Source organism: Pseudomonas tumuqii, from assembly GCF_013184545.1.
Lineage (GTDB): Bacteria > Pseudomonadota > Gammaproteobacteria > Pseudomonadales > Pseudomonadaceae > Aquipseudomonas > Aquipseudomonas tumuqii.
Genome location: NZ_JAAOJA010000010.1, coordinates 64,564 through 91,273 on the forward strand (window position 1 = coordinate 64,564; position 26,710 = coordinate 91,273).

At 65.1% G+C, this 26,710-nt stretch carries 23 protein-coding genes and 1 pseudogene; 7 read left to right on the top strand and 17 right to left on the bottom strand.

The genetic code is table 11. The features are described from left to right. The first annotated feature begins 93 nt into the window (after positions 1–93). Entirely contained in the window at positions 94–1,383 is a 1,290-nt protein-coding gene (locus G9C89_RS17845; protein WP_172150509.1) for an MFS transporter, read from the top strand. A gap of 14 nt (positions 1,384–1,397) precedes the next feature. On the opposite strand, the gene G9C89_RS17850 is transcribed toward G9C89_RS17845, so the two are convergent. From G9C89_RS17850 to G9C89_RS17880, 7 genes and pseudogenes are all read right to left on the bottom strand, one after another. Next, on the bottom strand, positions 1,398–2,216 hold the full coding sequence (locus G9C89_RS17850; RefSeq protein WP_172150511.1) for a DUF4824 family protein: 819 nt from the start codon (positions 2,214–2,216) through the stop codon (positions 1,398–1,400). Continuing rightward, positions 2,213–3,280 (bottom strand): DUF2157 domain-containing protein, encoded by a 1,068-nt coding sequence (locus G9C89_RS17855; RefSeq protein WP_172150513.1) that lies wholly within the window; start codon positions 3,278–3,280, stop codon positions 2,213–2,215. The genes G9C89_RS17850 and G9C89_RS17855 overlap by 4 nt, the downstream gene beginning before the upstream one ends. A 199-nt stretch (positions 3,281–3,479) precedes the next feature. Beyond that, positions 3,480–3,914, bottom strand: a complete 435-nt coding sequence (locus tag G9C89_RS17860) for an acyl-CoA thioesterase (RefSeq protein WP_172150515.1) — start codon at positions 3,912–3,914, stop codon at positions 3,480–3,482. A gap of 48 nt (positions 3,915–3,962) precedes the next feature. After that, positions 3,963–5,126, bottom strand: coding sequence for an iron-containing alcohol dehydrogenase (locus G9C89_RS17865; protein ID WP_172150517.1), 1,164 nt, complete (start codon positions 5,124–5,126; stop codon positions 3,963–3,965). A gap of 98 nt (positions 5,127–5,224) precedes the next feature. Next, a complete protein-coding gene (locus tag G9C89_RS25570) occupies positions 5,225–5,401 on the bottom strand; it encodes an acyl-CoA dehydrogenase C-terminal domain-containing protein (protein WP_172150791.1) in 177 nt (58 codons plus the stop codon). A 32-nt stretch (positions 5,402–5,433) separates the two neighbouring features. Further along, positions 5,434–5,571, bottom strand: a pseudogene (locus tag G9C89_RS17875) (acyl-CoA dehydrogenase N-terminal domain-containing protein); the annotation flags it as partial. Continuing rightward, complete coding sequence (locus G9C89_RS17880; RefSeq protein ID WP_172150519.1) at positions 5,568–6,809, bottom strand: 3-hydroxyacyl-CoA dehydrogenase; 1,242 nt, start codon at positions 6,807–6,809, stop codon at positions 5,568–5,570. The pseudogene G9C89_RS17875 and the gene G9C89_RS17880, both read right to left, overlap by 4 nt. A 240-nt stretch (positions 6,810–7,049) precedes the next feature. Between G9C89_RS17880 and G9C89_RS17885 the strand changes: the two genes are divergently transcribed. Beyond that, a complete protein-coding gene (locus tag G9C89_RS17885) occupies positions 7,050–7,949 on the top strand; it encodes a LysR family transcriptional regulator (RefSeq protein ID WP_172150521.1) in 900 nt (299 codons plus the stop codon). A gap of 20 nt (positions 7,950–7,969) precedes the next feature. Here G9C89_RS17885 and G9C89_RS17890 read toward each other — a convergent pair whose 3' ends face one another. After that, positions 7,970–8,233, bottom strand: coding sequence for a hypothetical protein (locus G9C89_RS17890; RefSeq protein ID WP_172150382.1), 264 nt, complete (start codon positions 8,231–8,233; stop codon positions 7,970–7,972). A 403-nt stretch (positions 8,234–8,636) separates the two neighbouring features. Then, a complete protein-coding gene (locus G9C89_RS17895) occupies positions 8,637–10,130 on the bottom strand; it encodes a flavin-containing monooxygenase (RefSeq protein WP_172150523.1) in 1,494 nt (497 codons plus the stop codon). A 242-nt stretch (positions 10,131–10,372) separates the two neighbouring features. Between G9C89_RS17895 and G9C89_RS17900 the strand changes: the two genes are divergently transcribed. The 4 genes from G9C89_RS17900 (at position 10,373) to G9C89_RS17915 (ending at position 13,027) form a co-directional block, all read left to right on the top strand. Then, entirely contained in the window at positions 10,373–10,681 is a 309-nt protein-coding gene (locus G9C89_RS17900) for a hypothetical protein (protein WP_172150525.1), read from the top strand. A gap of 227 nt (positions 10,682–10,908) precedes the next feature. Continuing rightward, complete coding sequence (locus G9C89_RS17905; RefSeq protein WP_172150527.1) at positions 10,909–11,364, top strand: MerR family transcriptional regulator; 456 nt, start codon at positions 10,909–10,911, stop codon at positions 11,362–11,364. Next, positions 11,312–11,692, top strand: coding sequence for a carboxymuconolactone decarboxylase family protein (locus G9C89_RS17910; RefSeq protein WP_172150529.1), 381 nt, complete (start codon positions 11,312–11,314; stop codon positions 11,690–11,692). The genes G9C89_RS17905 and G9C89_RS17910 overlap by 53 nt, the downstream gene beginning before the upstream one ends. A 465-nt stretch (positions 11,693–12,157) precedes the next feature. Then, complete coding sequence (locus tag G9C89_RS17915) at positions 12,158–13,027, top strand: DMT family transporter (RefSeq protein ID WP_172150531.1); 870 nt, start codon at positions 12,158–12,160, stop codon at positions 13,025–13,027. Positions 13,028–13,339: 312 nt separating this feature from the next. Here the strand turns inward: G9C89_RS17915 and G9C89_RS17920 are convergent, their stop codons facing one another. Next, positions 13,340–13,765 carry an HPF/RaiA family ribosome-associated protein gene (locus tag G9C89_RS17920; protein WP_172150533.1) on the bottom strand — a complete coding sequence of 142 codons (426 nt, stop codon included), beginning with the start codon at positions 13,763–13,765 and terminating at the stop codon, positions 13,340–13,342. A 350-nt stretch (positions 13,766–14,115) separates the two neighbouring features. Beyond that, positions 14,116–16,161 (bottom strand): multicopper oxidase family protein, encoded by a 2,046-nt coding sequence (locus G9C89_RS17925; RefSeq protein ID WP_218575947.1) that lies wholly within the window; start codon positions 16,159–16,161, stop codon positions 14,116–14,118. 386 nt (positions 16,162–16,547) lie between these two features. Between G9C89_RS17925 and G9C89_RS17930 the strand changes: the two genes are divergently transcribed. After that, positions 16,548–17,057, top strand: a complete 510-nt coding sequence (locus tag G9C89_RS17930; protein ID WP_172150546.1) for a hypothetical protein — start codon at positions 16,548–16,550, stop codon at positions 17,055–17,057. Positions 17,058–17,099: 42 nt separating this feature from the next. Here the strand turns inward: G9C89_RS17930 and G9C89_RS17935 are convergent, their stop codons facing one another. The 6 genes from G9C89_RS17935 to G9C89_RS17960 all read right to left on the bottom strand — a co-directional run bounded on the left by G9C89_RS17935 (position 17,100) and on the right by G9C89_RS17960 (position 26,657). Beyond that, positions 17,100–17,444 (bottom strand): cupin domain-containing protein, encoded by a 345-nt coding sequence (locus G9C89_RS17935; protein WP_172150548.1) that lies wholly within the window; start codon positions 17,442–17,444, stop codon positions 17,100–17,102. 1,318 nt (positions 17,445–18,762) lie between these two features. Then, positions 18,763–20,700, bottom strand: coding sequence for a RecQ family ATP-dependent DNA helicase (locus G9C89_RS17940; RefSeq protein ID WP_172150550.1), 1,938 nt, complete (start codon positions 20,698–20,700; stop codon positions 18,763–18,765). A 322-nt stretch (positions 20,701–21,022) separates the two neighbouring features. Further along, positions 21,023–22,564: a phosphoenolpyruvate carboxykinase gene (locus G9C89_RS17945; protein ID WP_172150552.1), complete on the bottom strand. Its 1,542-nt coding sequence runs from the start codon at positions 22,562–22,564 to the stop codon at positions 21,023–21,025. Positions 22,565–22,724: 160 nt separating this feature from the next. Beyond that, complete coding sequence (gene hslO / locus G9C89_RS17950; RefSeq protein ID WP_172150554.1) at positions 22,725–23,612, bottom strand: Hsp33 family molecular chaperone HslO; 888 nt, start codon at positions 23,610–23,612, stop codon at positions 22,725–22,727. Positions 23,613–23,872: 260 nt separating this feature from the next. Further along, positions 23,873–24,997, bottom strand: a complete 1,125-nt coding sequence (ald, locus tag G9C89_RS17955; RefSeq protein WP_172150556.1) for an alanine dehydrogenase — start codon at positions 24,995–24,997, stop codon at positions 23,873–23,875. Between the two features lie 163 nt (positions 24,998–25,160). Beyond that, on the bottom strand, positions 25,161–26,657 hold the full coding sequence (locus tag G9C89_RS17960) for a pyridoxal-phosphate dependent enzyme (protein WP_172150558.1): 1,497 nt from the start codon (positions 26,655–26,657) through the stop codon (positions 25,161–25,163). Between the last annotated feature and the right edge of the window lie 53 nt (positions 26,658–26,710).

Here is a 26,710-nt window from a genome sequence, read left to right on the forward strand (position 1 = left end):
AGGCCCGTGGTTATAGCGCGGTCGTCTCTCGCCGAGCGGGCTGTTAGGATCTCTTGATCCACAATTGTCCAGCGCCAACCCGGAGTGCCCGCCATGCCCCCCAGCCTCGCCCCCGGAGTCACACGCCGCGAAGCCTGGGCCTGGGCGATGTACGATTTCGCCAACTCCGGCTACACCACGGTGGTGATCACCGCGGTGTTCAACGCCTACTTCGTCGCCGTGGTGGCCGAAGGCGCGACCTGGGGCACCCTGGCCTGGACCAGCGCCATCGCCCTCTCCTATGCCCTGATCATCCTCAGCGCACCCGTGCTCGGTGCCTACGCCGATGCCTATGCCTGCAAGAAGCGCCTGCTGCTGCTCTGCACCTTCGGCTGCGTAATCTTCACCGCCGGCCTGGCGCTGGCCGGGTCGGGTGCACTGGCGATCGCCATCGTCTTCGTCGTGCTGTCAAACTTCTGCTTCGGCAGCGGCGAGAACCTGATCGCCGCCTTCCTCCCGGAAATCGCCCGCGAGGAGGCCATCGGCCGGGTCTCCGGCTGGGGCTGGGGTTTCGGTTATCTCGGCGGCCTGCTCAGCCTCGGCGCCAGCCTGGCCTACGTCAGCTGGGCCCAGGCCCAGGGCCACACGGCGGCGCAGTTCGTGCCGGTGTGCATGCTGCTCACCGCGATCCTGTTCGCCCTGGCCAGCCTGCCGACCTTCCTGTTCCTGCGCGAGCGCAGCCAGGCGCAGCCGCAACCGGATGCCCGCCACAGCGCGCGGGTGGCCTTCGCCCGCTTTGCCCAGACGGTCCGCGAAGCCGGGCGCTATCGCGACCTGCTGCGCTTTCTCGCCTGCACCCTGTGCTACCAGGCCGGGATCGCCGCGGTGGTGACCCTGGCGGCCATCTATGCCACCCAGGCCATGGGCTTCACCACCCAGGACACCCTCAAGCTGATCCTCCTGGTGAATGTCACCGCCTCGCTCGGCGCCGTGCTGTTCGGCTATGTGCAGGATCGCCTCGGTCATCTCGCCACCCTGACCCTGACCCTGTTCGGCTGGCTGCTGATGATTGGCCTGGCCTGGGCCGCCGAGGGGCCGCCGCTGTTCTGGCTGGCGGCAAATATTGCCGGTTTGTGCATGGGCGCCAGCCAGTCGGCCGGGCGCGCCATCGTCGGCCTGCTGGCGCCGCCATCGCGGCGCGCGGAGTTCTACGGCCTGTGGGGCCAGGCGGTGAAGCTGTCGTCGATCATCGGACCGATGACCTACGGCCTGACCAGTTGGCTGACCGCCGGCGACCACCGCCTGGCGATGCTGATCACTGGCAGCTACTTCGTTCTCGGCCTGCTGATCCTCGCCAGCGTCGACCTTGCGCGCGGCCGCCGTGCGGCACTGGCCGACTGGTAAGGCCCAGGCACCACCTACTGACGACTGGCATCGAGCATCCACGACTCCAGGCGGCGGCCGAATGCCAGCTCGACCCGCACCTGCGGCCGCTCCTCGCGATAGGCGCCACCCTGCTGCCAGTCGCTGAACACCTCGCGCAGGGCATGCGGCACCGTGATCCGCGTATGGTCGGGGTAGATAGCCGCGGCAAACCCGCCCGCCCCCGGCTTGCCACTGTCGGCATGGGGCTTCAGGCGCCCGCCCAGCAACAGGTAGCGCTGGCGATCCGGGTAGGCCTGGCGCAGCGCCTGGGCGTCGAGCCCGGCATCGACCAGGAACAGGCGGCTGTCGCGTCGCTCGGCCTGGACCAGTTGCTCCCGCTGGCTGTCGCGCTGGCGTTGCAGCTCCTGATCATCCGGCCGACTGCGCACGCGCGCCTCGGCCTCGGCCAGCGCCTGACGCGCGCTCTGCAGCTGGCGCTGGTAGGCCGGACCGTCGAGTTCCAGCACCAGCACGACCGGGCGGGCCAATTGCCGGTTGAGGCGCTGCGGCCAATCGTCCCGGGTGAAATCGGGCACCTGGAAACCCAGGGCCTGCAGCTTGTTTGCGCTCAACCAGTCGACCCGGCCGTACTCGTCCGCGCGGCGCCACAGCAGCTGCACGCGCAGGCCGCTGTTGTCCTCGCGCTGGAACCAGTCGCCGTAGGGCAGCTGCAGTTCGCGCTCGCTCAGGGTCAGGCGGCTCTCCGGCGCGCCGCTGCGGTTGTAGTAGACCCCGGCCAGGGCCACGGCATTGCTCAGCAGGATCAGGCCGAGGCCCAGCCATAGGCGCCGGCGCGTGCTCCAGAGGTTCATTGCGCACCCTCCTGGGCGCTTCTGCGCCAGCGTTGCAGCAGGGCCAGGAGCAACAGCGAGAGCAGGCCCAGCAGCAGGAAGAACAGGTACTTGGGCAGCAGCTGCCACCACCAGTCGAACAGCTTGGCGTAGAGGAAGATCACCGCGAACAGCAGGCCGATATTGACCAGCTCCGCCCAGCCGCGACGAATCCCTTGCCAGATCACCAGCCCGGCGAGGGGGAAGCTGAGCAACTGGTAAACCGTCTCGATCGTCCCGCTCGACCAGGGCAGGTAGCTGCTGGCGCCCCAGTAGGACAACAGCAACACGGGGACGAACAGGAAGAGCAGCGCCATGCCGCGATAGAGGCTGGCGAAGCCGCTGTAGCGCGCCTGCTCGAACAGCTGCGGCACGGCCAACAGCAGCAGCGCCACCGGCAGGAAGTTCTCCGGCCGCTGGCCCACCGAAAACCAGTAGAAGCCGCCCCAGGCGTTGCAGCGAATCGCCACGAACAGCCCCAGGCAGAGGATGCCGGCGGCCAGCAGCAGGCGTTGCCGGCACTGGTAGGCGAGCAGCAGGGCCAGCGCGCCCCAGGGCAGCAGGGCCCGGTCCGAGGGGGTGATGTTGAAGATCTGGCCGAGCATGCTCAGGTTCAGCACGAAGCAGACGAAACTCAGCAGCGCCGCCAGCTTGGCGTAGTAACCGGAACGGTCGCGCGCCTGAATCCAGAAGGTCAGCAGTACACTGCCGAGTGCGCTGCCGAGCAGGATCGCCACCTGCGCCGCCTCGTTGAACAGCCCCCAGAACTGATAGAAGAGGAAGAACACCCCGGCCGCCAGGGCCAGGGAGCCGAACAGCGAGGCGATCCGCATGCCCAGCGACAACTGCCGCGAGCGCTGGTCGGCATCGATATCCAGGGTACTGGCGAAATGGCTGAGCAGGCGCTGGTGATAGAGGCTGATCGCCACCTGCTGCTCCGGCGTCAGGCTAACCACCTGTTCGGCCTGCAACTGCGCCAGTTCCTGCTGGAAGGCGTGAATCCGCTCGGCGCGCTGCTGCGCCTGCTCACGGGTTTGATCGGGCATGGGCACTCTTTCGCATGGTGACTGCCGACAGCCTAGTGCGCCCTTGGCAATTTCACCATGCATCTGCCGTAGGGATCATCAGCGTCATGCTGCGCCGCAGGCCTGGTGCGCACGGCCTAGGCGGCCCCGCGCACCCTACGGAATGGAGCCAGCGCATCGTAGGAGCGGGGGCGACGCCCAGTCCCATGCCCACGAACAGCTATTCCACCAACAACGCCGCCAGCGCCGTGCGCAAGCGTTCGGGAATCGGCAACGGCCGGTTGCTCGCCCGCTCGACGAACACCTGGACGAAGCGCCCGGCCGCGCAGGCCTGTTCCTCGCCCTGCTTGAACACCGCCAGCTCGTACTGCACCGAGCTGTTGCCCAGTTTGCCGACCCGCAGGCCGATCTCGATGCGCTCGGGGAAGGCGATGGAGGCGAAGTAGTCGCAGCTGGAACTGACGACGAAACCGACCACCTCGCCGTTGTGGATATCCAGGCCGCCGACCTCGATCAGGTAGGCGTTCACCGCGCTGTCGAAGTAGCTGTAGTAGGTGACGTTATTCACATGGCCGTAGATATCGTTGTCGTGCCAGCGCGTGGTGATCGGCTGGAAGTGCAGGTAATCGCGGCGCAGGTGCTGGGGTGGGTTCATTGAGTGTCCTTGGGGTAGGGTGCGCTGTGCGCACCAACGGGGCTCGCCTCAATAGGCCGACTGGTAGATCGCCAGGGCGTGCGCCTCGGTCATCTCGCGCGGATTATTCGCCAGCAGGCGCTGCTGCAGCATGGCGTCGGCCGCCAGTTGCGCGAGCATCTCCTGCGGCACCCCGGCGTCACGCAAACGGGTGGGTAGGCCGCAGCGTTCGCTGCAATCGGCCAGTTCGAGGATGAACTGCTCGGTCTGCTCCATGGCGCTACCGGGGCGCATCTTGGCACCCAGCACCAGCGGCGCCAGTTCGGCATACAGCGGCGCGGCCACCGAGGCATTGAAGCCCAGCACGTGCGGCAGCACCAGGGCGTTGCTCAGGCCGTGGGGAATGTGGAAGTGCCCACCGAGCGGATAGGCCAGCGCATGCACCGCCGCCACCGGCGCATTGGCGAACGCCTGGCCGGCCAGGCAGGCGCCGAGCAGCATGGCCTGGCGCGCCCGGCGGTTGCTGCCGTTGTGCACCGCCTCGTCCAGATTGGCGGCGAGCAGACGCAGCGCCTCGCGCGCCAGCAGGTCGGACAGCGGGTTCTTCTTCAGCGCGCTGGTGTAGGCCTCGATGGCATGCACCATGGCGTCGATGCCGGTGGCGGCGGTCACCGCCGGCGGCAGGCCGAGGGTCAGGTCGGCGTCGAGCAGCGCCAGGTCCGGCAGCAACAGCGGCGAGACCACGCCCTGCTTGGTCGTGGCGCCGGTGGTGACGATCGCCACCGGGGTGACCTCCGAGCCGGTACCGGCGGTGGTCGGCACCTGGATCAACGGCAAGCGCCGGCCCCTGGCATTGCCGACGCCGTAGAGGTCGGCCAGTTGCTGGCTGCAGTCGGGATGGGCGAGCAACGCGACCAGCTTGGCCACGTCCATCGAACTGCCGCCGCCGAAGCCGATGATCAGTTCGGCCTTGAGCTCCCTGGCCTGCGCCACCGCGCTCTGCACTATGGCTTCCGGCGGGTCGGCCAGCACCTGATCGAACACCTGGGCGGTCACCCCTTCCAGCAGGAAGCCGGGCAACACCTCGGCGAGCAGACCGAGGTGGGTGATACCGGGATCGGTGACGATCAATACCGCCTTGGCGCCGCGTTCGACGCACAAGGCCGCCAGCCGACGGGCGGAACCGGCTTCGCAGATGATCTGCGCGGTGGTGGCGAAGCTGAATGGCTGCATTGTTGTGCTCCTCTGGTTGTTCGGCACAGCCAAGGCGGTGACTCGGTGAGCACGGCGCATGAACCCATAGGGTGCGCCGTGCGCACCAAAGCCCGCCACTAAAATGCGAAACTCGCCTCCGGCATGGCCATCAGCCAGTCCGCGCCTCCAAGCAGTGCTTCGCGGTGGCCGCTGACGCGCGGCAGCACGCGCTTGAAGTAGAAGGTCGCGCTGTACAGTTTGGCCTGGTAGAAGGCCGCTTCGGCAGCGCCTCGTCCAGTAGATCCTGCGCCCAGCCGTTGTCAACGTATTGCCGGTAGGCCGCGGCGTAGCGCGCGCCCTCCTCCAGCACGCCGTCGATCAGTTCGCGTTCGAGGCCGTTGCCGAGCAGCGCGCAGTGACCGCCGACATCGAACAGCGCGTGGAGGACGAAGCGCATGTCGCGCAGCGGCGCCTGGTAACTCATACCCGGCCCGCCTGCACGGCGGCGAAACCCTGGCCGCTGGCGGCCAGGGTTTCGAGCAGCCTGGCCGGCTGCCAGTGGTCGCCGAAGCGTGCCTGCAACGCCTCGAGCCGCGCCAGAATGTCCGCCAGGCCCTGCTCGTCCGCCCAGGCCATGGGCCCGCCCTTGTCTGCCGGGAAGCCGTAGCCGTTGAGGTAGACCAGATCGATGTCATGGCTGGTGCTGGCGATCTGTTCTTCGAGGATTTTCGCGCCTTCGTTGACCAGCGCCAGCAGGCAGCGCTCGAGGATTTCTTCCGGCCCGATGTCGCGGCGGACGAAGCCCAGCTGTTCGGACACCTGCAACACCAGGGCGTCCACCTCGGGATCCTGCTCGGCCTGGCGGCTGCCCTCGGCGTAGCGGTAATAGCCCATGCGCGCCTTCTGGCCGAAGCGACCGAGGCCGCACAGGCGGTTGTCGACCTGCACCGTCGGTTCGTCCTGGCCCTGGCCTGCCAGTTCGCGGGCACGCCATTCCAGGTCGATGCCGACCACGTCGTACATGCGGAACGGCCCCATGGCGAAGCCGAAGCCCTGCAACGCGGCGTCGACCTGATGCGGGTAGGCGCCTTCGAGCAGCAGCATCCGCGCCTCGTGCACATAGCTGGCGAGCATGCGGTTGCCGATGAAGCCATGGCAGTTGCCGGCCACCACCGCCACCTTGCCGATGCGCCGGCCCAGCTCCAGGGCGGCGTCCAGCACCGCCGGCGTGGTTTTGGCGCCGCGGACGATTTCCAGCAGTTTCATGATGTGCGCCGGGCTGAAGAAGTGCAGGCCCAGCACCTGCTGCGGGCGCGCGGTGACGGCGGCGATGGCGTCGATATCCAGCGCCGAGGTGTTGCTGGCGAGGATCGCGCCGGGCTTGAGGGTGGTGTCCAGGCGGCGGAAGATCTGCTGCTTGAGCTCGAGGTTCTCGTACACCGCCTCGATCACCAGATCGGCCCCGGCCAGGGCCGCGTAATCGCTCACCGGGGTGACGCAGGCCAGGCGCGCGGCCGACTGCTCGGCGCTGATCCGGCCGAGCGCGACATTGTGCGCATTGGTCTCGGCCACCACGCCCAGCGCCTGTTCGAGCATCTGCGGGTTGTTGTCCAGCCACAGCACCGGAATGCCGGCGTTGGCCAGGCTCATGACGATCCCGCGACCCATGGTGCCGGCGCCGATCACGGCGGCTTGCTGAACGGTGAAAGCGGAGTGGCTCATCGGGGTACCTCTGGCTGGAGAATGAATGGACATGCCGCCTGGATGCGATTCCCGTAGGAGCGGGCCATGGCCGCGAATCGCGGGCATGGGCCTAGGCGTCCCCGCCGCTCCTACAGGAGACCGCGCATGCGCCAACGCCATCCAGCACGGGCACATTCAGGCGAAGAAAAATCGACAATCACCATAAACAAGGCGCTACTATTTTTGAAATTTAGTCTTGTGATAAGTCGTATTCAGTAGATGAATATCTTTACCTTCGATCTGAACCTGCTGCGCGTATTCGATGCCCTGATGCGCGAGCAGCATGTCTCGCGCGCCGCCGAACGCCTGGCCCTCAGCCAGCCAGCGGTGAGCAACGCGCTGAACCGCCTGCGCGAACTGCTCGACGACCCGCTGCTGGTGCGCGTCGGCCGCAGCATGCAACCGACACCGCGGGCGCTGGCCCTGGAAGCGCCGATCCGCGCCGCCCTGCAGCAGATCGAGCAGAGCCTGATGGCCGGCGAGGCCTTCGATCCGGCGAGCAGCCGGCAGCGCTTCAATATCGCGGTGACCGACTACGTCGAGCTGATCTGCATGCCGCGCCTGGTCGAACGGCTCAGTAGGCAGGCGCCGGGCATCCGCCTCGACATCCGTCACCTCAGCCCGAGCCTGCCGGCCGAAGCCCTGGACAAGGGTGAGCTGGACCTGGTGCTGGGCCGCTTCGAGGAGACGCCCGCGCGCTTCGCCCGCCGCCACTGGATGAGCGAAACCCTGCAACTGGCGTTACGCCGCGACCACCCGCAGGCCGCGGGGAAGCTGGATCTGCAGACGTTTCTCAGGCTGCGCCACTTGTGGGTGCACGGTGGCCAGACCCGCGGCATGGTCGACCAGTGGCTTGGCGAACAGGGCCTCAGCCGCGAGATTCTCTACACCACCCCGAACTACCTGCAGGCCGCGCATATCGTCGCCAGCAGCGAACTGGCGGCCGTGCTGCCCAGGCAACTGGCGCGCCACTTCGCCGCGCTGTTGCCGCTGCAACTGTTCGACCTGCCCTTCCACCTCGGCCCCTTCCACCTGGAAGTCGTCAGCCTGGCGCAGCGCCAACGCGACGCGGCGTTGCAGTGGTTGATCGAACAGATAATTGCCATCGGCCAGGGCTGACGCCTGGCCGACTGCCGCCATCAGCCAGCGGCCGCAGCCAGCTCCGGCGCGGACGACGCGCTGGTTTGCCGCGAGTGTTGCTGCGTGTTGCGGGCCGAGGACGACGCCTCGGTCTCGGCATGGTTCCAGAGCGGGCCTTCACTGATCAGCATGCCGTGCGTGACCAGGCAGCTTCTGCCCCCGAGCTGCAACTTGAGCGGATTGCGCTGGGCAATGACCCAGCCCTCGCGCAGCAGTTGGTCGATGTGCGCGCGCAGCGCAGGGAGGTAGCGTTGTTCCTTCATGGCAGAGTCCTTTCTTACCTGTAGATGATGACAGTGGCACGGCCCAAGGAGCCGTCGCACTCATCCATAAAGCACGCTGCAAAGGATAGTGGCCAAATGCCTGCCATAAAAGCGAAATTTGCCCTGGCCTTGTAGTCGATAGCCCCCAATCAGCTATGGCGTTTGGCTTACACAAGACCAGGTCCCCGCTACGAGTTGCCAGCTGCCTCCGGCAGCAGCACGCAGTACGTAGGATGGGGCGGGCCGCGTAGGTTAGGCGCCCGCAAACTGACCTGCTGTCAGCAGAACAAACGCGCCGTAACCCATCATCGATAGTCGCCATGACACCGGGCACGGGCATAAACCGCTCGATGGGTATCGCTGCGCTCAACGCCATCCTACGGGGTTGCGGAGGGGCTGAGTCTTATACGACAGGGCCGAACGCCTCGGCATCCTCGCGGCGTTGCGGCGAGCTGAATTCCAGGTAGCCGTCCTCCAGCTTGCCGTAGCGCAGCAGCGCCAGGTCGAGCAGGTAGTTCTGGTAGAGCTTCCAGGGCACGCGATCGCCCTGCTTGGGAATCCTGTCGGCGGCGCGCTGGATGTAGCCGGAGGTCAGGTCGAGGAACGGTGCTTCCCCGACCCGGCGCGCCGGGTCGCGCGGGGTGCACTGGCGCATGCCGATGGCGTCCATGTGCTTGATCAGGCGGCAGAAGTATTCGCTGGACAGATCCGCCTTGAGCGTCCAGCTGGCGTTGCTGTAACCGAGCACCACCGCGGCATTGGGCAAGTCGCGCAGCATGATGCCGCGATAGCCCATGCTCGTGGCCGCGTCGAACGGCTGGCCGTCCACCGCCACCTCGATGCCGCCGAACAGCAGCAACTCCAGGCCGGTGGCGCTGACGATCACGTCGGCCGGCAGCACCTGGCCGGTTTTCAGGCGGATGCCGGTTTCGGTCAAGCTGTCGATCTGCTCGGTCACCAGCGACGCCTTGCCCGCGCGCAGCGCCTTGAACAGATCGCCGTCCGGCACCACGCACAGGCGCTGATCCCACGGCTGGTAGCGCGGGCTGAAGTGGCGCATGTCGAAATCCGCGCCCAGTTGGCGCCGGGCCTGGCCCAGCAGCAGCTTGCGCATCAGCGTCGGCAAGGCCCTGGCCAGCTTGTAGAAACCCAGTTGCATGAGCACATTGCGCGTGCGCACCAGGCGGTAGACCAGGGCCGGCGGCAGCCAGCGGCGCAGCAGGTTGGCCAGCCTATCGCGCTGCGGCAGGCTGACCACATAGCTCGGCGAGCGCTGCAGCATGGTCACATGGCGGGCCTTGTCGGTCAGCGCCGGCACCAGGGTAATGGCGGTGGCGCCGCTGCCGATCACCACCACATCCTTGCCGCTGTAGTCGAAGCCCTGCGGCCACTGCTGCGGGTGGATGAACGCGCCGCGGAACAGCTCGCGGCCCTGGTACGGCGGGGTATAGCCGGCGTCGTAGCGGTAGTAGCCGGTGCACATCAGCAACTGGTTGCAGCTCAGCAGGCTCGGTTCGGCCGCCTCGCCGCACTGCACCTGCAAGGTCCAGCGCGCCGCCGCGCTGCACCAGTCGGCCTTGAGCACCCGGTGCCGGTAGCGGATCTTGGCGTCGATGCCGTGCTCCCGCGCGGTCTCCTCGATATAGCGACGGATCGACGGGCCGTCGGCAATCGCCTGCGGGTCGGTCCAGGGCTTGAAGTTGTAGCCGAGGGTGTACATGTCCGAGTCGGAGCGAATGCCCGGGTAGCGAAACAGATCCCAGGTGCCGCCGAGGGCATGCCGGCCTTCGAGGATCGCGAAGCGCTTGCTCGGGCACTGCTGCATCAGGTGATAGGCCGCGCCGATGCCGGACAGGCCGGCACCGATGATCAGTACGTCCAGGTGTTCCACAGACATGGGCTGCCTCGCTGTCCTGTTGCCTAGCCCGGTCGACGACCTCGCCCCGGCGGGTTCGCCAGATACAGGGTAGACGCTGGCAGCGCCGGCCAGCCGTTGGCCTGCCGTCGTGCACCTACGCCCAGGATCGACGCCCGCCGAATGCTGGCAAACTGCCGTCAGCAGGCTTACCCTCCTGCACAGTTACGCGCCGGCCGAACCCGCATCGGCACAGGCCCGCCATGGACAGGTAAAGGGATGCCATGAAGCACCAGGATTGGCAACGCGACAGCCGCGAGGTGAATGTGAAGTGGATCAAGGGCTGGAACGGCGACACCTCCTACCTCGCCGAATGGCACGCCCTGGATAACCGCATCGACAGCAGCAGCGTGTGCGTCAACCACCGCCGCGGCTCGATCGACTACCGCGAATGCCGCAAGGCGGCCAAGGTGCATTTTCGCGAGCAATGTCGAGCCTGGGAAAAGCGCTGGGCGCGGGATGGTCAAGAGTGGAGCAAACAGATGGAACAGCGCTATTGCAGTGCGGCGAATGGGTTTAGTCCGATGGGCTGAGGTTGTTTTATTGGCTGCGTCGGCCAGGAGTGGACATGTCGTCACAGTCCGCTTCGGGTCGGGTCGGAAGCGGCCCCCGCACCGCAGCTATCGATTACTTCTCCAGCCCCATCCATGCCCTCAGACCAAAACATCCGCCGGCAATGCACAAGCGCGCTTTGCGGTGCGTCTGTGCTATTCATAAAGTTGTTGACTTAGAGTGCACTCTAACTTTTAGGATCGAGTTTATGGAATCCCATCTGACTATTGATGAAGTCGCCAAGCGCACGGGCCTCACGGCTTACACCTTGCGCTATTACGAGCGTATCGGACTGATTGCTGCGGTCACGCGCGCAGCTGGCGGTCAGCGTCGCTATTCGGCAACGGATATGGCTTGGCTGGAATTCCTGTTGCGTTTGCGCACGACCAACATGCCTATCGGCAAGATGCAGGCGTTCGCAAAACTTCGCGACGCTGGGGACTCGACAGTGCCGGATCGCCGCCAGATGCTGGAAGAGCATTTGACCGACGTGCAGGCAAGGATCGAAGCGATGCAGCAATCCGCTGAAGCGCTGCACGCCAAGATCGAGCATTACCACTCGCTCGAGCGCTCCCTGGCGCCATGCTCAAACTCGAATGAAGGGTGCACTGATGAACAAGGAAAATCGCTACGAACGCGGCCTGGCAAAGCTTCGCGAAATTGATGGTGAAGCCGGAGAGCGCGTGCTGGATAGCCTGAGTGATATCGCGCCAGACTTTGCTCGCTACCTGATCGAGTTCCCCTTTGGTGACATCTATTGCCGCCCAGGTCTGGATCTTAAAAGCCGAGAAATCGCAGTGGTTGCAGCACTCACGGCAATGGGCAACGCAGCGCCTCAACTCAAGGTGCATATTCAGGGCGCCTTGAATGTCGGGGTTTCCCGCGAGGAGATAGTCGAGACCATTATGCAGATGGCGGTCTATGCCGGCTTTCCGGCTGCGCTGAATGGCTTGACGGTGGCCAAGGAAGTGTTTCTTCAAAACGGCATTTAACGGCGTGGAGAGGCACAACGATTGCGCAGTTCGTGACTGGCCGGAGGCCGCATCTCACCGATACCGGCTGCCTTGAATAGCCCAAGTGCGGACAACCCGAGTCAAGCCTTCAGCGTTCTCCGGCACCTGCGTGACGTGCCGCTTCGGGGCATGCTAAATTGCATCCGCAATTGCCCTAACCGGTAATGGATAAGGTTCTCATGACCCCCGATTTCGTGGCACGCATTTCATTTGTTTCGACACCGGCTAACGCCGTCGGTGTCTGCGTGCGCGCAACCTACCCCCCGCATACCCCATCTGTCGTTGATGGCGTACCGGCAGGCGCTTGCCCGCCGCCGTCCGCCGTCATCCGCGGCTGATTTCAGCCCGGTTTCACAGCTCCAGCGTAAACCCCAACCGTTATTCCTGCGCCTGTGCGCTGGCTAGGTCGCTGGAGCCTGTTGGCTTTTGACAGGTGAATCAATCATGACCTTGAACAAATCTACACTGGCCTCGCACGGGGCCATGGTGCTCTTCGTATTGCTCTGGGGAAGTGCTGCCATTGTCACGCGCTGGGGGCTGGATCACGGCTCCACCTTTGCCCTGCTGTTTGTCCGCTTCAGCATCGCCTTCGGCGTGCTGCTCATGCTGGGCTTGAGCCGGGGCGGCTGGTTGCCGGTACGGGGGACTCGCCGGCAAGTTGCCGCAACGGGTCTGTTGCTGATTGGCAGTTACACCATTTGCTACTTCCAGGCCATGACCTTTGGCATTACCCCGGGCCTGATCGCCACCCTGCTGGGAATTCAGCCCATCTTGACGCTACTGCTGGTTGAGCGGCGCTTCAGTGCGCTGCGTCTCGGCGGCTTGCTGGTTGCGCTGGGCGGCTTGGTGCTGGTGGTGTATCAGAGTCTGGTCGTGTCGCGCTTCGCGCCCGTCGGCATGCTATTCGCCCTGGGAGCATTGGCCTGCATGACATCGGGTGCCATTTTGCAGAAGCGGGTACAACAATCGCCGACCGAGGTGCTGCCGTTGCAATACGCGGTCACGCTGGTGGCGTGTCTGCTATTCGCGCCCTTCCAACCCGTCGAGTTCGAGAAATCCCTGGGCTTCTTCGGCCCTGCGCTTTGGCTGGGACTGATCATCTCGGTCGTCGCCCAGCTGCTTCTGTATCGGATGATCCACTCCGGCAACCTGGTCAATGTCACCAGCCTGTTCTATCTGGTGCCAGCCGTGACGGCGGCAATGGATTATCTGTTCCTGGGCAATTTGCTGTCCAAGCTGAGCATTGTCGGCATGGCGGTCATTCTGCTGGGGGTTGCGCTGACCTTCAGACAGGCACCGGCGCCCAAGGGATAGGCGTTCGCCACGATCCATTCTCGAGGCCGCGCAGTAAGGGATTGTTTTCTTACTGCGCGGCGCGGGATGAGAGAGGCTCACTCCTGGTCAAGGGAAGGGATGCTGTGGGCGAAACACCATCGGCGAAGACGGGTGGGCAATATCCCACAGCGGCACGGAATCATCCGGACGGGCAGTCGGCGGCGGATCAGGGGCGTGGCTAGGGGCTGGTTTGGCGGATTGCGGTATGGCTTGCGCCACCTTAAAGGGCTTGCCATGCATGCATGGCAAGCCCTTGTGGCAATCACTCAGGACTCAACGAATGTGAGCGCCTTAAGCCCGGCTCAGGGCTTCTTCCTTGGCCAGGAATTCTTCCTGCAGCAGGGCCTCGGTGACTTGCTCGGGTTCTTCGCTCAGGCGTGGGTCGTCGATGTGGCCGGTGGATACGGCTTTTATCTCAAGCTTGCCGACCATGTGATCGAGGGCATGGCGCATTTTTTCGGTGGCGCCGTCCACAGCCTGATCGAGCGATGAGGCCTTGTGGGTGACTGAAATGGATTGGTGGCCCTTTGGCCGTGCTTCGATCTGGCAGCGCTTGTCGTCGGCACCGGCCTTGTTGCCGTTTTCGTCGCTGAGATGAACTTCAACCCGAGTGAGAAAATCTTCAAAACGGTCCAGCCGCTCGGTGACTGTTGCGCTTACCCACTCCTGAAGCCGGACACTTCCTTCGATATGGTTGCTTCTCACATGAATTTGCATGGTATTCCTCGCTTCTGACGGGTCTGTACCTTCGAGGGCCGGCATACCGTCGAGGTTCCGGACTTTGTCGTTGCGGCGCTGACAAAGACCACAATCTGCGATGTTGCTGCTGCGTATGCGCAGCCCTGTATTGCCCCGAGTCTACAGGGGGTGTTCTGAGTTCGCTCCTTCAGATTGCCACAGAACATTTATGACGATGGCCAGCATGGAAGGCAACCCCTATCGCCTGCACGGCGGGCCAAATGATGCCGGGGATGACGCGGACGCAAGCAGGCCCGGCGCCAGGATCGGGCGCCGGGTATGGGTTCAGCGGGCGTCTGCCGCAGGCCGATGCCCTGACCGGCACGCGGCTAGTCCGGTTGCCCCGGCTGCAGGGGGCCGATGCGCAATGGCCGCATCATCTCGTTGTCCTCGTGTTCGACGATGTGGCAGTGCCAGACGAACTGGCCCGCAGCGGGGAAACGCATGCGCACTCGGGTGACCTGGCCGGGATAGGCGATGACGGTGTCCTTGAAGCCGGTCTCCCAGGGCTCGGCTGGAGTGGGCACGGAGCCGGGAGCTAGCTGCACCTGTTGTTCATCCTCGTCGACGAGGATGTCCTGCCGGTCGATGACCTCGAACACCACCTCATGGATGTGCATCGGGTGGGCGTCGCCGGTGGCGTTGTACAGTTCCCAGACCTCGGTCGCGCCCACGGCCGGGTTCTCGGTCACCGGGTCCATCCACAGGTGTTTGCTCCACTGCGCCGGCGCCTCGGCGGGGTCGCCGGCCAGGGTCCCCAGCAATGCTTCGGCCGGGGCATCGTCGAAAAAGGCCGACATCTCTTCGATCAGGACCAGGCGACGGGTGACGCTCGCCGCCGGCAGCGGGGCGAGCGTCGGCAACTGCAGGAACTGCGGCGGCGTACTCGGATCGGCGGCCACGGCCGGCACCACGCGGAACTCCAGGACCTGACCGGTGGACGCCGGGTCGGCTATATCGAAATCGCCATCCGGTACGCCGCCGCTGAAGGGCTCGTCCGGGCCGACATTGCCCAGCACGTAATTGCCCACTGGCACCTGGCTGAAATCGACGATCAGGTCGGCCCGTTCGGCCGGGCCCATCAGCAGACGGTTGGCGTGGTCGGCGCTGAGGTTGACCGGTGCGGCGAGGAAGCCGCCATCGTTGCCGATCTGCCAGACCTCCACCCCGGGAATATTGCCGAACTCGAGGATCAGGAAACGCGACTGGCAGCCGTTGAGCACGCGCAGGCGATAGCGCGCCTGGGCGACGGTATGGAAGGGCCAGGTGTTGCCGTTGACCATCAGCATGTTGCCGAAGAACTCGGGATTCCAGGCCGGCGCGATGTCGGTGTCGGGGATGAAGGGGCCGGCGATGTCGTCGAAGAATTCGCGGGAATCGGGGTAGAACAGCGAGCCGTCGCTGTTGAACGAGCGATCCTGGATGGCGATGGGGATCTCGTAGTAGGTCTTGTTCGGTGGGAAGCGGTCGCCCTCCCGCGGCGCCGGCCCCGGCAGCACGGCGCTGCTGCCGAAGCGGCTGTCGAGCACCGCCTTGTCGCCACCTGGGCCGCCACGCAGGAGATAGAAACCGGCCGGCCCGGCGTAGACATTCAGCCGGGTCATGCCCAAGGTGTGGTCGTGATACCAGATGGTCGAGGCGCGGTTGAGGTTCGGGTACTGGAAGGTGGCAAAACCCGGCCCCCAGGTGGCGCCAAAGCCGGCCTCGGCCTTGCCGGCGAAGAAGTCGTACCAGCGGCCTTCATGGGCGTAATCCGGCGGAATGTTGCTGGCAGCGGGGAGGTACCAGGCTTCGGCATAGCCGTCGCTCTCGTCACCGACGCCGACTGCACCATGCACATGGGTGACGATGGGCACCGGCCCGGTGTAGGGCGCGGGCGTGCTGGTGAAGGTCGGGCGCATGTCGCGCCCGCCAAGGCCGCCGGGTGGGTTGGCCCAGTGCAGGGTCGGGTCCACCGGCAGCAGGTGCGGCAGGTAGTTGCCGGCATCGTCCGTGAGGTCGTTGATCCACTTCACCCGCACCGGGGTGTTCCACTTGGCCTCGATGGTCAGCGACGGCGCATTGTGCAGCAGCAGGCCTTGCCGGCGCGCCGATGACACCGCGCCGTAGCCCCAGACTGTGGTGGCCGGCAGGCCGGCCGGGAGAATCTGCTGGGCGAATTGCTTGACCGAGATCTCGTAGTAGTCGACCTGCTTGCCGCCACGCATGACGACGCGCCCGACCTTGGGCATCACCGGCGGAATCAGCAGCGGGGTCTGGAACTTGGGCACCACACCCGGATCGAGTGAGCCACCGGGAATCTGGGCGAGGGCGACGGGCACGCCGAACCTGTCGAATGCATACAGGGTAAGAGCGCTGCCGCCGGTGTATTTCAAGAATGTACGCCGCGTGAACATGATGCGAACCCCTAGCCGTCAAATTGCCTGAACCGCCGCCTGGGACCGTCCATCAATTTGCCGAAGGCATCCACTTTCAGGTTGCACACGACGCGCTGTAGCACAACATTCCCTGTCTCCCTTGCCTCAGCGTTTGACCTGAAGACTGCCTGTATGAACGCGATGCTGTTCGAGAAATACTGCTGCGTGGGCGAAAGACAGCACTTGTGCGGCCAACTCGGCCCGCCACCTAAGCTTAGCCAGCGATCGACCCGCGGTATTGCCGTTGGTCGTACATTGCCGGGTGGGCGTGGGCGATTGGCACCGGCCCGCGGCGAAAAAATGAGCTTTGCTTGCTCTAGCGGCCATTACTCAAGGGCGTGGATATGACACTTGAAACCTGGGAACTGCTGTCCTACATCGTCACGGTGGTGGCCTTGCCCTTCGCGATCGGCGTGTTCCTCGTCGAACAGCGCAAGGAGCGCGCGAATGAACAGGAAGCCACCTGGCAGCAGATCTCCGATGCCTATATCGACTTCCTCGAGGTGGTGCTGGCCAACCCGGACCTGAAGCTGCGCAGCCAGCTCGCCACCCCGGATCTGACCGATGAACAGCGCGAACGCATGTTGCTGATCTTCGACATGCTCATCTCGCTGTTCGAGCGCGCCTATCTGCTGGTCTACGCGCCCGACATGGACGAGAAGAAACAGCGTCGCTGGCATTCCTGGGAGGACTACATGCGCGAGTGGAGCCGGCGCGAGGACTTCCGCGAACGGCTGCCACAACTGCTGCGCGGGGAAGACCCGGATTTCGCCATCTACCTGCAGCGGCTGGCGGATGAGGAAGCGTCGGGGGTGCCTCCTCACGGACCGGGTAGCGCGGATGCCACCCCGTAGCAGCCAGCTTGCCGTGGTCCTACAGGTCCCGAAAAGGCGTTGTCAGGCGAAGACGAAGTACTTGCGCACCGTCTCGACCACTTCCCAGGTGCCGCGCATGCCCGGTTCGACGATGAAGATATCGCCGGCCTTGAGGTGGATCGGCGCCTGACCGTCCGGGGTGATGATGCAGTAGCCTTCCTGGAAGTGGCAGTACTCCCATTTCTCGTAGGCGACCCGCCATTTGCCGGGGGTACAGATCCAAGTGCCCATGATCTTGCTGCCGTCTTCCGAGGTGTAGGCGTTGAGATTGACGGTGTGCGGGTCGCCGGCAAGCTTCTCCCATTTGCAGGCGTCGAGCATGGGCATGGGGGCGGTATCGCGGAGAACGGTGATCGGGTTAGGCATGTCTGCTCCAAGTGGTTCGGCTGAAATAACACCCGTCTAACCTAGAGCCTCTGGCGCCGGCACGGATGTCTGTAGTCGACTCCCAAATGCCTGGAAGCGCGCAACGTGAGGGTGGGCTGGACCCTCATCGCGCCATCTCGGATTGCGCAGAGCTCAGAGCTTTTGAAAATATCGAGCGCCGTAGCGAGAGCGCCTCCAGGCGTTCGCGGCAAGGCGCGCTACGTGAAAAGTAGGGGAGTTTAGTGAGCTAAATGACCCTGCTTTTCACGTAGCGCAACGCCGCAGCGGGCGTTTGGAGGCGGCCGCAGTAGGCGAGAGTTTTTTCACAAGCTCTCCGCGTGCCTGGCGGACCTGCTGGCGCAGAAAGCCAATCCAGTAGCGGGCACAAACTGGATTCTCGACAGGGCCAACCGGCCAGGCCCTGAGAATACGGGGCTGTTGCCGGGGTTTATGCGCGTTAATTCCTGAAGCCTCAGGTTTTATCGCTACTCGTACTAAACCACTCGCGATGAATCGGACTACCTTATGACTCAGGACAGCAACAAGGAGGGCTTAAGCGAATGACGACACGCAGTATCACTTGTCCCCCAATCAGCACCCGCGTGATTCTGCGCGCTGGCCACAGGGCCAAAGCACAGAATGCACGTGTAACCATGGAGTCGAAACGTCCGGCCGTGGGTGCAGGTCAACAACACATGATGGCAATCCAACTCCGCGCTTAGCGCGTAACGCCGCAGCTCGCGCTTGGGCAAATCGTACAAGGCGAAACAGTAGAACGGCATAACCGGACCATGGGTCAGGATAGATAGCCATAGCGCTAACGAAGATCCGATCAACTGCAGAGCATGACGACCCAACGCAGCATCCTGGCACTCGTCCAGGCGGTCAGCGACACAGATCCAGCGCCCCGCATGGGGCGTGAAGCAGAAAAATCCCGAGACGGCTGCTGACCCTCACCAGCGCCGCCTCGGTTCTGATCTTCCCCCTTTCCCGACGCATTTCATCCCGATCAAGCATCGGGATGAAATGTGTCGTGCGCGGTCATGATCGTGCTCGGGGATGCCGCCCAACCTTCCCCCTGACGCGACGCCATAGCCAAGTAGGCTGTGCCCTGCGCAGCACAGCCGCGTGTTGCCAGCGGTGCGCACAGCGCACCCTACGTGAGTATGGCGTTGGGGCCCTGATGTTGAGGCCGCGCAGCAGACCTTGAGCAGTCAATCTGACGCTGGCCTGTGCGGTTAGGTAGGGTGCGCTGTGCGCACCAGCTGCTTGCGCCGCATCTGGCGGCATTTGCGCCGCGGCGGGTTTGCTCGCGGTGTCAGTGCGCGGCCAGTTGCTGCTCGGCCCAGGCGCGCACGTCGGCGTAGGGGTAGCTGTCCAGCGCGGCGAAGCCGGCAAGGCTGCGCGCCTTGAGCTTGGTGAACAGCGGCACGCTGATGCCGCAGAGGAAGCGGGTCAGGCATTCGGCGCTCGGGGTACTGCCTTTCAACTCGGCGTGGCGCTGGATAAAGCTGCCGCACAGGCGTTGCAGCTCATGTTCGGCCAATGCGGGCAGCAGTGGCGGCTCCGGCAGGTGGGCGATCTGGCCGTGACACACCGAACAGTGGCCGCAGCGCTCGGGGGCCTGGCGGTCGCCGAAGTAGGCGGCCAGGCGCTGACTCAGGCAGTGCCCGGTGGCAAACAGCTCGAGCATGGCGTGGATGCGGGTGATTTCGCTGCGTTCCTGCTGCTTGAAGTAGCCATGCAGCTCGGCGCTCAGCGACTCGGGGTCGAAGCCGGCATCGAGCAACGCATAGACCTCGGTCATCTGTTTGCTTTCCAGCTCGATCCAGCCCTTTTCCTGGAAGTAGTCCAGCGCCTTGACCACCCGCCCGCGCTCGGCCTGGTGCTGCTGGTAGAGGGTGTCGAAATCCAGGGTGCACCAGGTACGGGCGCGTTGCGAGCTGTCGAGGATGGCCTCGACGAACTGCCGCCGTTCGCCGTCGAACTTGGCCAGCAGGGCCTCGGGTTCGAGCAGGTGCTTGAAGCGGTATTCGGCGAAGTAGGCGTAGCGCGGGGCGATGATGCCGCGCAGCTCCAACTGCACCAACAGGGTTTTCAGCGGCAGTTGGCGAATGTTGCTCTGCTCGGACAGGGCATTCAGCAGCAGTTCCCACTGCCCGTCCTGGCTGCTGGCCAGCAGCTCGTCGAGCACGCAGCGGATGCCGCCCTGCTCGGGCGTGTCGCCATAGACGAAGTTTTCCAGCACGTTGAGGCTGTCGCGGTTGGCCAGCACCAGGCAGTCGGAGGGCTGGCCGTCGCGCCCGGCACGGCCGATCTCCTGGCTGTAGTTCTCGATCGACTTGGGCAGGTCGAAGTGCACCACGTTGCGGATGTCGCTCTTGTCGATGCCCATGCCGAAGGCAATGGTGGCGACGATGCAGTTGATCTGCCCGCCCATGAAGCGGCGCTGGATCGCCTCGCGCGCCTCATGGGCCATGCCGGCGTGGTAGGCGCTGGCGGCGATGCCACGCTGGCTGAGGCGTTCGGCGACCTGCTCGGCGGTCTTCTGCTGGGTGACGTAGACGATGCTCGGTTGCCCGGCCTTGGCCCCCAGCCACTCGACCAGCCGGCGCTGCTTGTCGGCGCCGCCGACCGGCTCGACCAGCAGGTTGAGGTTGGCCCGGTAGAAGCCGGTGGTGATCACATCCGCCGGCGCGATGGCGAACTTGGCCTGCATGTCGGCGATCACCGGCGGCGTGGCGGTGGCGGTGAGCAGCAGCACCTGGGGAATGCCGAACTGGCGCTGGTAGTCGGGCAACTTGAGGTAGTCGGGACGGAAGTTGTGGCCCCACTCGGAGATGCAGTGGGCTTCGTCGATCACCAGCAGGGAGATCGGCACCTGGCCGATGAAGTTGCGGAAACGTTCGTTCTTCAGGCGCTCGACCGAGATCATCAGGATCTTCAGTTCGCCGGACTTGGCCCTGGCCATCACCGCGCTGGCCTCTTCGCGGCTCTGCGCCGAGTCGATGCTGGCGGCGCTGATGCCGTGGCGGGCGAGAAAGACCAGCTGATCCTGCATCAGCGCCAGCAACGGCGAGACCACCAGGGTCAGATGCGGCAGGTGCAACGCCGACAGCTGGTAGCACAGCGACTTGCCCGAACCGGTGGGAAAGATCGCCGCCGCCGAACGCCCGGCCAGCACGGCGCCGATCACCGCCTCCTGACCGGGACGCAGTTGCTGGAAACCGAAAACACGTTCGAGGGTGGTGTACATGAGCTGTCACTCCGTTGACTGCTGGATGGCCTGTGACCATAACGCGGCGAGGGTGGGTCAGGCCACCGGTAAAAACGAGGCGACCTCGTAGCCCGGATGCAATCCCGGACATTGTCGCGCCCCGGATTGCATCCGGGCCGCGGCGCGGCGGGCAGCGCGTTCACGGTACTACCCGTGGGAGGGGCCTTGGCCGCGAAAGCGCCAGCATCGCTGCTCGCCTGCGGACGCCGTTCGCGGGCAAGTCCGCTCCCACAGGGGCGGCGCGACGCCCGGAAATGACAAAGCCGCCCGAAGGCGGCTCTGTCGCAGGACGCGCTGCGGCTTAGAGCTGCGGGCCGGCCTGCTTGATGGCGTCACTGACATCGAACTTCTTGAAGTTGTCGATGAACAGCTTGGCCAGGCCTTTGGCGGCTTCGTCGTAGGCGTTCTTGTCTGCCCAGGTGTTGCGCGGGTTGAGCAGGTTGGTTTCGACGCCCGGAACCGAAGTCGGCACGCTGAGGTTGATGATCGGCAGTTGCTCGGTCTCGGCGCCGATCAACGCACCGCTCTGGATCGCGGCAATCACGCCTCGGGTAGTCGGGATGTTGAAGCGTTTGCCGACGCCGTAGCCACCGCCGGTCCAGCCGGTGTTGACCAGGTAGACCTTGGAGCCGAAGCCGCGGATGCGCTTGATCAGCAGTTCGGCGTACTCGCCAGCCGGACGCGGGAAGAACGGCGCGCCGAAGCAGGTGGAGAAGGTCGACTTGATGCCGCTGCCGCTGCCCATCTCGGTGGAACCGACCAGCGCGGTGTAGCCGGAGAGGAAGTGGTAGGCCGCCTGCTCTTCGTTGAGGATCGACACCGGCGGCAGTACGCCGGTCAGGTCGCAGGTCAGGAAGATCACCGCATTCGGCTCGCCACCGAGGTTCTTCTCGGAACGCTTCTCGACGAACTCCAGCGGGTAGGCGGCGCGGCTGTTCTGGGTCAGGCTGTCGTCGGTGAAGTCCGGTACGCGCTCTTCGTCGAGGACGACGTTTTCCAGCACGGTGCCGAACCGGATGGCTTTCCAGATCACCGGCTCGTTCTTCTCGGACAGGTCGATGCACTTGGCATAGCAACCGCCTTCGATGTTGAACACCACGCCTTCGCCCCAGCCGTGCTCGTCATCGCCGATCAGGTAGCGCGACTCGTCGGCCGACAGGGTGGTCTTGCCGGTGCCGGACAGGCCGAAGAACAGGGTCACGTCGCCCTCTTCGCCGATGTTGGCGGCGCAGTGCATCGGCAGCACGTCTTTTTCCGGGAGCAGGAAGTTCTGCACCGAGAACATGGCTTTCTTCATCTCACCGGCGTAACGCATGCCGGCCAGCAGCACCTTCCTGGCGGCGAAGTTGATGATCACGCAGCCGTCGGAGTTGGTGCCGTCACGCTCGGGCACGCACTCGAAATTGGCCACGTTGAGCACCTTCCACTCGTCCTTGCCGGCCTGGTTGTAGGTTGGCGGGTTGATGAACAGCTGGCGGCCGAACAGGTTCTGCCAGGCCGTGGCCGTGGTCATCTTGACCGGCAGGTAGTGCTCCTCGGCGGAACCTACATGGACGTGGGAAACGAAACGATCCTGATCCCGGTTGAATGCCTCGACACGATCCCACAGGGCATCGAACTTGTCGGCGGGGAAGGGACGGTTGATCGGGCCCCAGGCGATTTTTGCCTCGGTGCTCGGCTCTTGCACGATATAGCGATCAGCCGGCGAACGACCAGTGCGGTGCCCGGTACGTACAACCAGAGCGCCACTGGCAGCCAGCTCGCCCTCACCGCGGCGAATGGCTTCTTCGACCAGTTGTGCAGCGCTGATGTCGGTGTACACGGCATTGTTAGCTTGCGTCATGTGGGTCCCCATCGGCCAAAGGGCCGAGTTTTCCAAACGTTTTGTAGTAAAAGCGAAAACACTACTACAGCGAGAAAAAAGTGGCGGGAGTATGCCAGAAAGCACGTCCCTTGGCAGCACCCGATCCGCTAAGCGGGTCGATAGGCGCACGCTATCGCTTTCAGTGAAGGGTATCCGCAGGCCCTGCGCTGCCGCCTCCAGCGAATAGCTGGGCGATGTCGGCAGCGTCGAATGCATAGCGCTGGTTGCAGAACTGGCAGTCGATCACCACTTGCCCGGCATGCTCGCTCAGCAGCAGTTCGGCATCGGCCTGACCTAAACTGACCAGCGCGTTGGCCGAACGTTCACGCGAGCAGCTGCAACGAAATTGCAGCGGGCGCGGTTCGAACAGGCGTAGCGGCTCTTCGTGATAGAGGCGGTGCAGCAGGGTTTCGTTGTCCAGGCCCAGCAGCTCCTCGTGGGTCAGGGTGCCGGCCAGCGTCGCCACATGCTGCCAACTGGCCTCGCGCTCTTCCGGATCTTTCAGACGATCGGCAGGCAATTGCTGGAGCAGCAGGCCACGCGCACGCTGACCGTCGGCACACAGCCAGAAGCGCGTAGCCAGTTGCTCGGACGTGGCGAAATATTTGGACAGGCAATCGCTCAGGGTGACGCCGTCCAGGTCGACGATGCCCTGATAACGCTGACCCTGGGCGGGGTCGATGGTCATCGCCAGCACGCCATCGGGCATCAGCTCGACCAGTCCGGCATCGGCGTTGATCTGCTCGGCATGGTAGCGGGCGATGCCGCGCAGTTCGCCGGCGCTGGAGCATTCGACCATCAACAGCGGCAGCGCACCCGAGGAGCGCGCCTGCAAAATCAGCAGGCCGTCGAACTTCAGGGTACCAACCAGCAGGGACGCCGCGGCCATCAGCTCGCCCAGCAATTGCGCGACCGGCTGCGGATAGTCATGTTTGGCCAGCACGTGCTGGTAGCTCTCGCCCAGGACGACCAACTCGCCGCGAATGTCGGTGTCGTCGAACAGAAAGCGTTGGGTGAAATCGGGCATAGCGGGCTCGCCTGCAAGGGGAACTGCGAAAGGCTGGCGATTTTATGCACAAATGCCGGCCTAACCAAGGGCCGCGCGCCGAATGACCGTCACCAACGGGTCGATTGACGAGCAATTCGGGGGAATGTGCCGGTCGCATCGGGTGAATGACCTGGGCCGTCCAGTCAATTGCAGGCACCGAACCTCACTCGCGGCAGCGACTTTAGCTGCACAAGCCTCGCAGCCGAAGTGCAACGCCGCCATGGGTTCGTGCGCCTGCGCTACAGCAGATGCTCCAGCACGCTGGTCGCCGACCGGAAGGGCAGGCCATGGGCCTCGGCGACGCTGGCACAGGTGATCACGCCTTTGGCCACGTTGAGGCCATTGCACAGGTGCGGGTCTTCCTCCAGGGCGCGGCGCACGCCTTTCTCGGCGAGGGCGATGACGAACGGCAGGGTCGCGTTGTTCAGCGCCAGGGTCGAGGTGCGCGCCACCGCACCGGGCATGTTGGCCACGCAGTAGTGCACCACCCCGTCGACCACATAGGTCGGATTGTCGTGGGTGGTGGCTTTCGAGGTTTCCGCACAGCCACCCTGGTCGATCGCCACATCCACCAGCACCGAGCCGGGCAGCATCTGCCTGACCATCTCGGCGCTGATCAGCTTGGGCGCGGCGGCACCGGGAATCAGTACGCCGCCGATCACCAGGTCGGCGGCGAGGATCTGCTCGCGCAGCGTAGCGCGGGTCGAATAGAGGGTGGTGATGCGGCTGGCGTACTGGTTGTCCAGACGGCGCAGGGCATCGACGCTCTTGTCCAGCACCGTGACGTCGGCGCCCAGCCCCACCGCCATGGCCAGGGCATGACTGCCGACCACGCCGCCGCCGAGGATCACCACCTTGCCCGGCGCCACGCCCGGTACGCCGCCGAGCAGCACACCGCGCCCGCCCCTGGCTTTTTCCAGGCAGTTGGCGCCGGCCTGGATCGACATGCGCCCGGCCACCTCGGACATCGGCGCCAGCAGCGGCAGACGGCCGTGGTTGTCGGTGACGGTTTCGTAGGCGATGCAGGTGGCGCCGCTGGCCATCAGCTCGTCGGTCTGCGGCCGGTCCGGCGCCAGGTGCAGGTAGGTGAACAGGGTGTGCTCGGGCCGCAGCCGCGCGCGCTCGGCGGTCAGCGGTTCCTTGACCTTGACGATCAGCTGCGCCTCGGCGAACACCTGCGCCGCGTCCCCGGCGATCTGCGCGCCGGCCGCCTGGTAGTCGGCGTCGCTGAAGCCGATGGCGGCCCCCGCCTGGCTCTCGACCCAGACCTGATGGCCAAGGGTGGTCAGTTCGGCTACCGATTGCGGAGTCAGGCCGACGCGGTACTCATGGTTCTTGAGCTCTTTGGGGACACCGATACGCATGATCCTCTCCTTCATCCAGCCGAGTACCTTGAAGTTTAGAAGAGCGCTGGAGCGGGCCTCCCTGTATATCCGCCGCGCTTCAGGGGAAAGCCCTGATTCACTCAGGCATCACGGCACCTTCCCCGCCACTCGGCGCAGAATGCGACAGCTTGTCCGCAGCCAGTCAGCCGCGCGGATGCAGCCAGGCCGGTGCCAGGCTGGCCGGATCGAGCGCCGGCGCCTCGGCCAGTTCGACGCCGTGGGCACGCAGCAGCGTGGCCAGCCGGCCATCAGCATAGGCGCCAAACAGCTCGCTGCAGCCGCCGACCAGTTCGCCACCGACGAATATCTGCGGGATGGTGAGCATCCCGCTCTTGCGCTGCAGCGCCACGCGCAGGCGGCCGCCGAGGTCGTCCCGCTGGTACTCGACCGAGTCCAGGTCGACCGAGCGGTAGGGCACGCCGAGGGCGTTGAACAGCTTGCGCGCCGACCAGCAGAACTCGCACCACTCCAGGGCAAACATCACCAGCGGCTGCTCGCGGTCGGCGAGGATCTGCGCCAGCAGCGCCGCGGCCTCGACATCGACTTCTGCGCCGAGCGGCTCTGCCGGCGCGGCACTGGCCGCGGCGAGGCTGACGTCGAAGCGGTAGTTGGGCGTCGAGCAGGCCAGCTGCTGCTCCTCCTCGCTCATGTCGACGGCGATGTCTTCGAACAGCGGCGTGGACAGGTAGCGCTCGCCGGTATCCGGCAGCATGCACAGGATGCGGCTGCCGGGGGCGGCATCGGCGGCCACGGCCATGGCGCCGGCGAAGGTGGCGCCGCTCGAGGGCCCGCAGAAGATGCCTTCCTGGCGCGCCAACTGGCGGGCGTAGTGGAGGGCCTGGTTGCCGTTGATCGGCACGATCCGGTCGATCAGGCCGAGACTGCGCGCGTCCTCGGTCAGCTTGGGAATGAAGTCCGGGGTCCAGCCCTGCATCAGGTGCGGGCGGAACGCCGGGTGGCTGTCCAGCGGCCGGCCCTCGGCATCACGCAGCTGGGCGATGCCGCTGCCCAGCAGCGGCGAGTTGTCCGGCTCGCAGACCACGATGCGGGTCGCCGGGCTGCGCTCGCGCAACACCCGCGCGGTGCCCTTGAGCGTGCCGCCGGTGCCGTAGCCGGTGACGAAGTAGTCGAGTGACACATCGGCGAAGGCCTCGAGGATCTCCAGGGCGGTGGTGCGGGTATGGGCGTCGGCATTGGCCTCGTTCTCGAACTGGCGCACCAGGAACCAGCCATGCGCCGCCGCCAGTTCCTCGGCCTTGCCGACCATGCCGCTGCCCTTGAGCGCGGCCGGGGTGAGCACCACCCGGGCACCGAGAAACCGCAGGATCTTGCGCCGCTCGATGCTGAAGTTCTCGGCCATGGTCAGCACCAGCGGATAGCCCTTGACCGCGCAGACCATGGCCAGGCCGATGCCGGTGTTGCCGCTGGTGGCCTCGATCACCGTCTGCCCCGGCCGCAGGGCGCCGCTGCGTTCGGCCGCCTCGATCACGCTGAGGGCCATGCGATCCTTCACCGAGCCCATGGGGTTGAAGGCTTCGGCCTTGACGTACAGCTCGATGCCGGGCGGCGCCAGGCGGTTGATGCGGATCACCGGGGTGCGGCCGATGGTGGCCAGAATACTCTCGCAGCGGGTGTTCATCGAAGCCTCCGTCAGCAGCCTCGACCGCACTAGGCGGTGCCCGCATTGCGCGA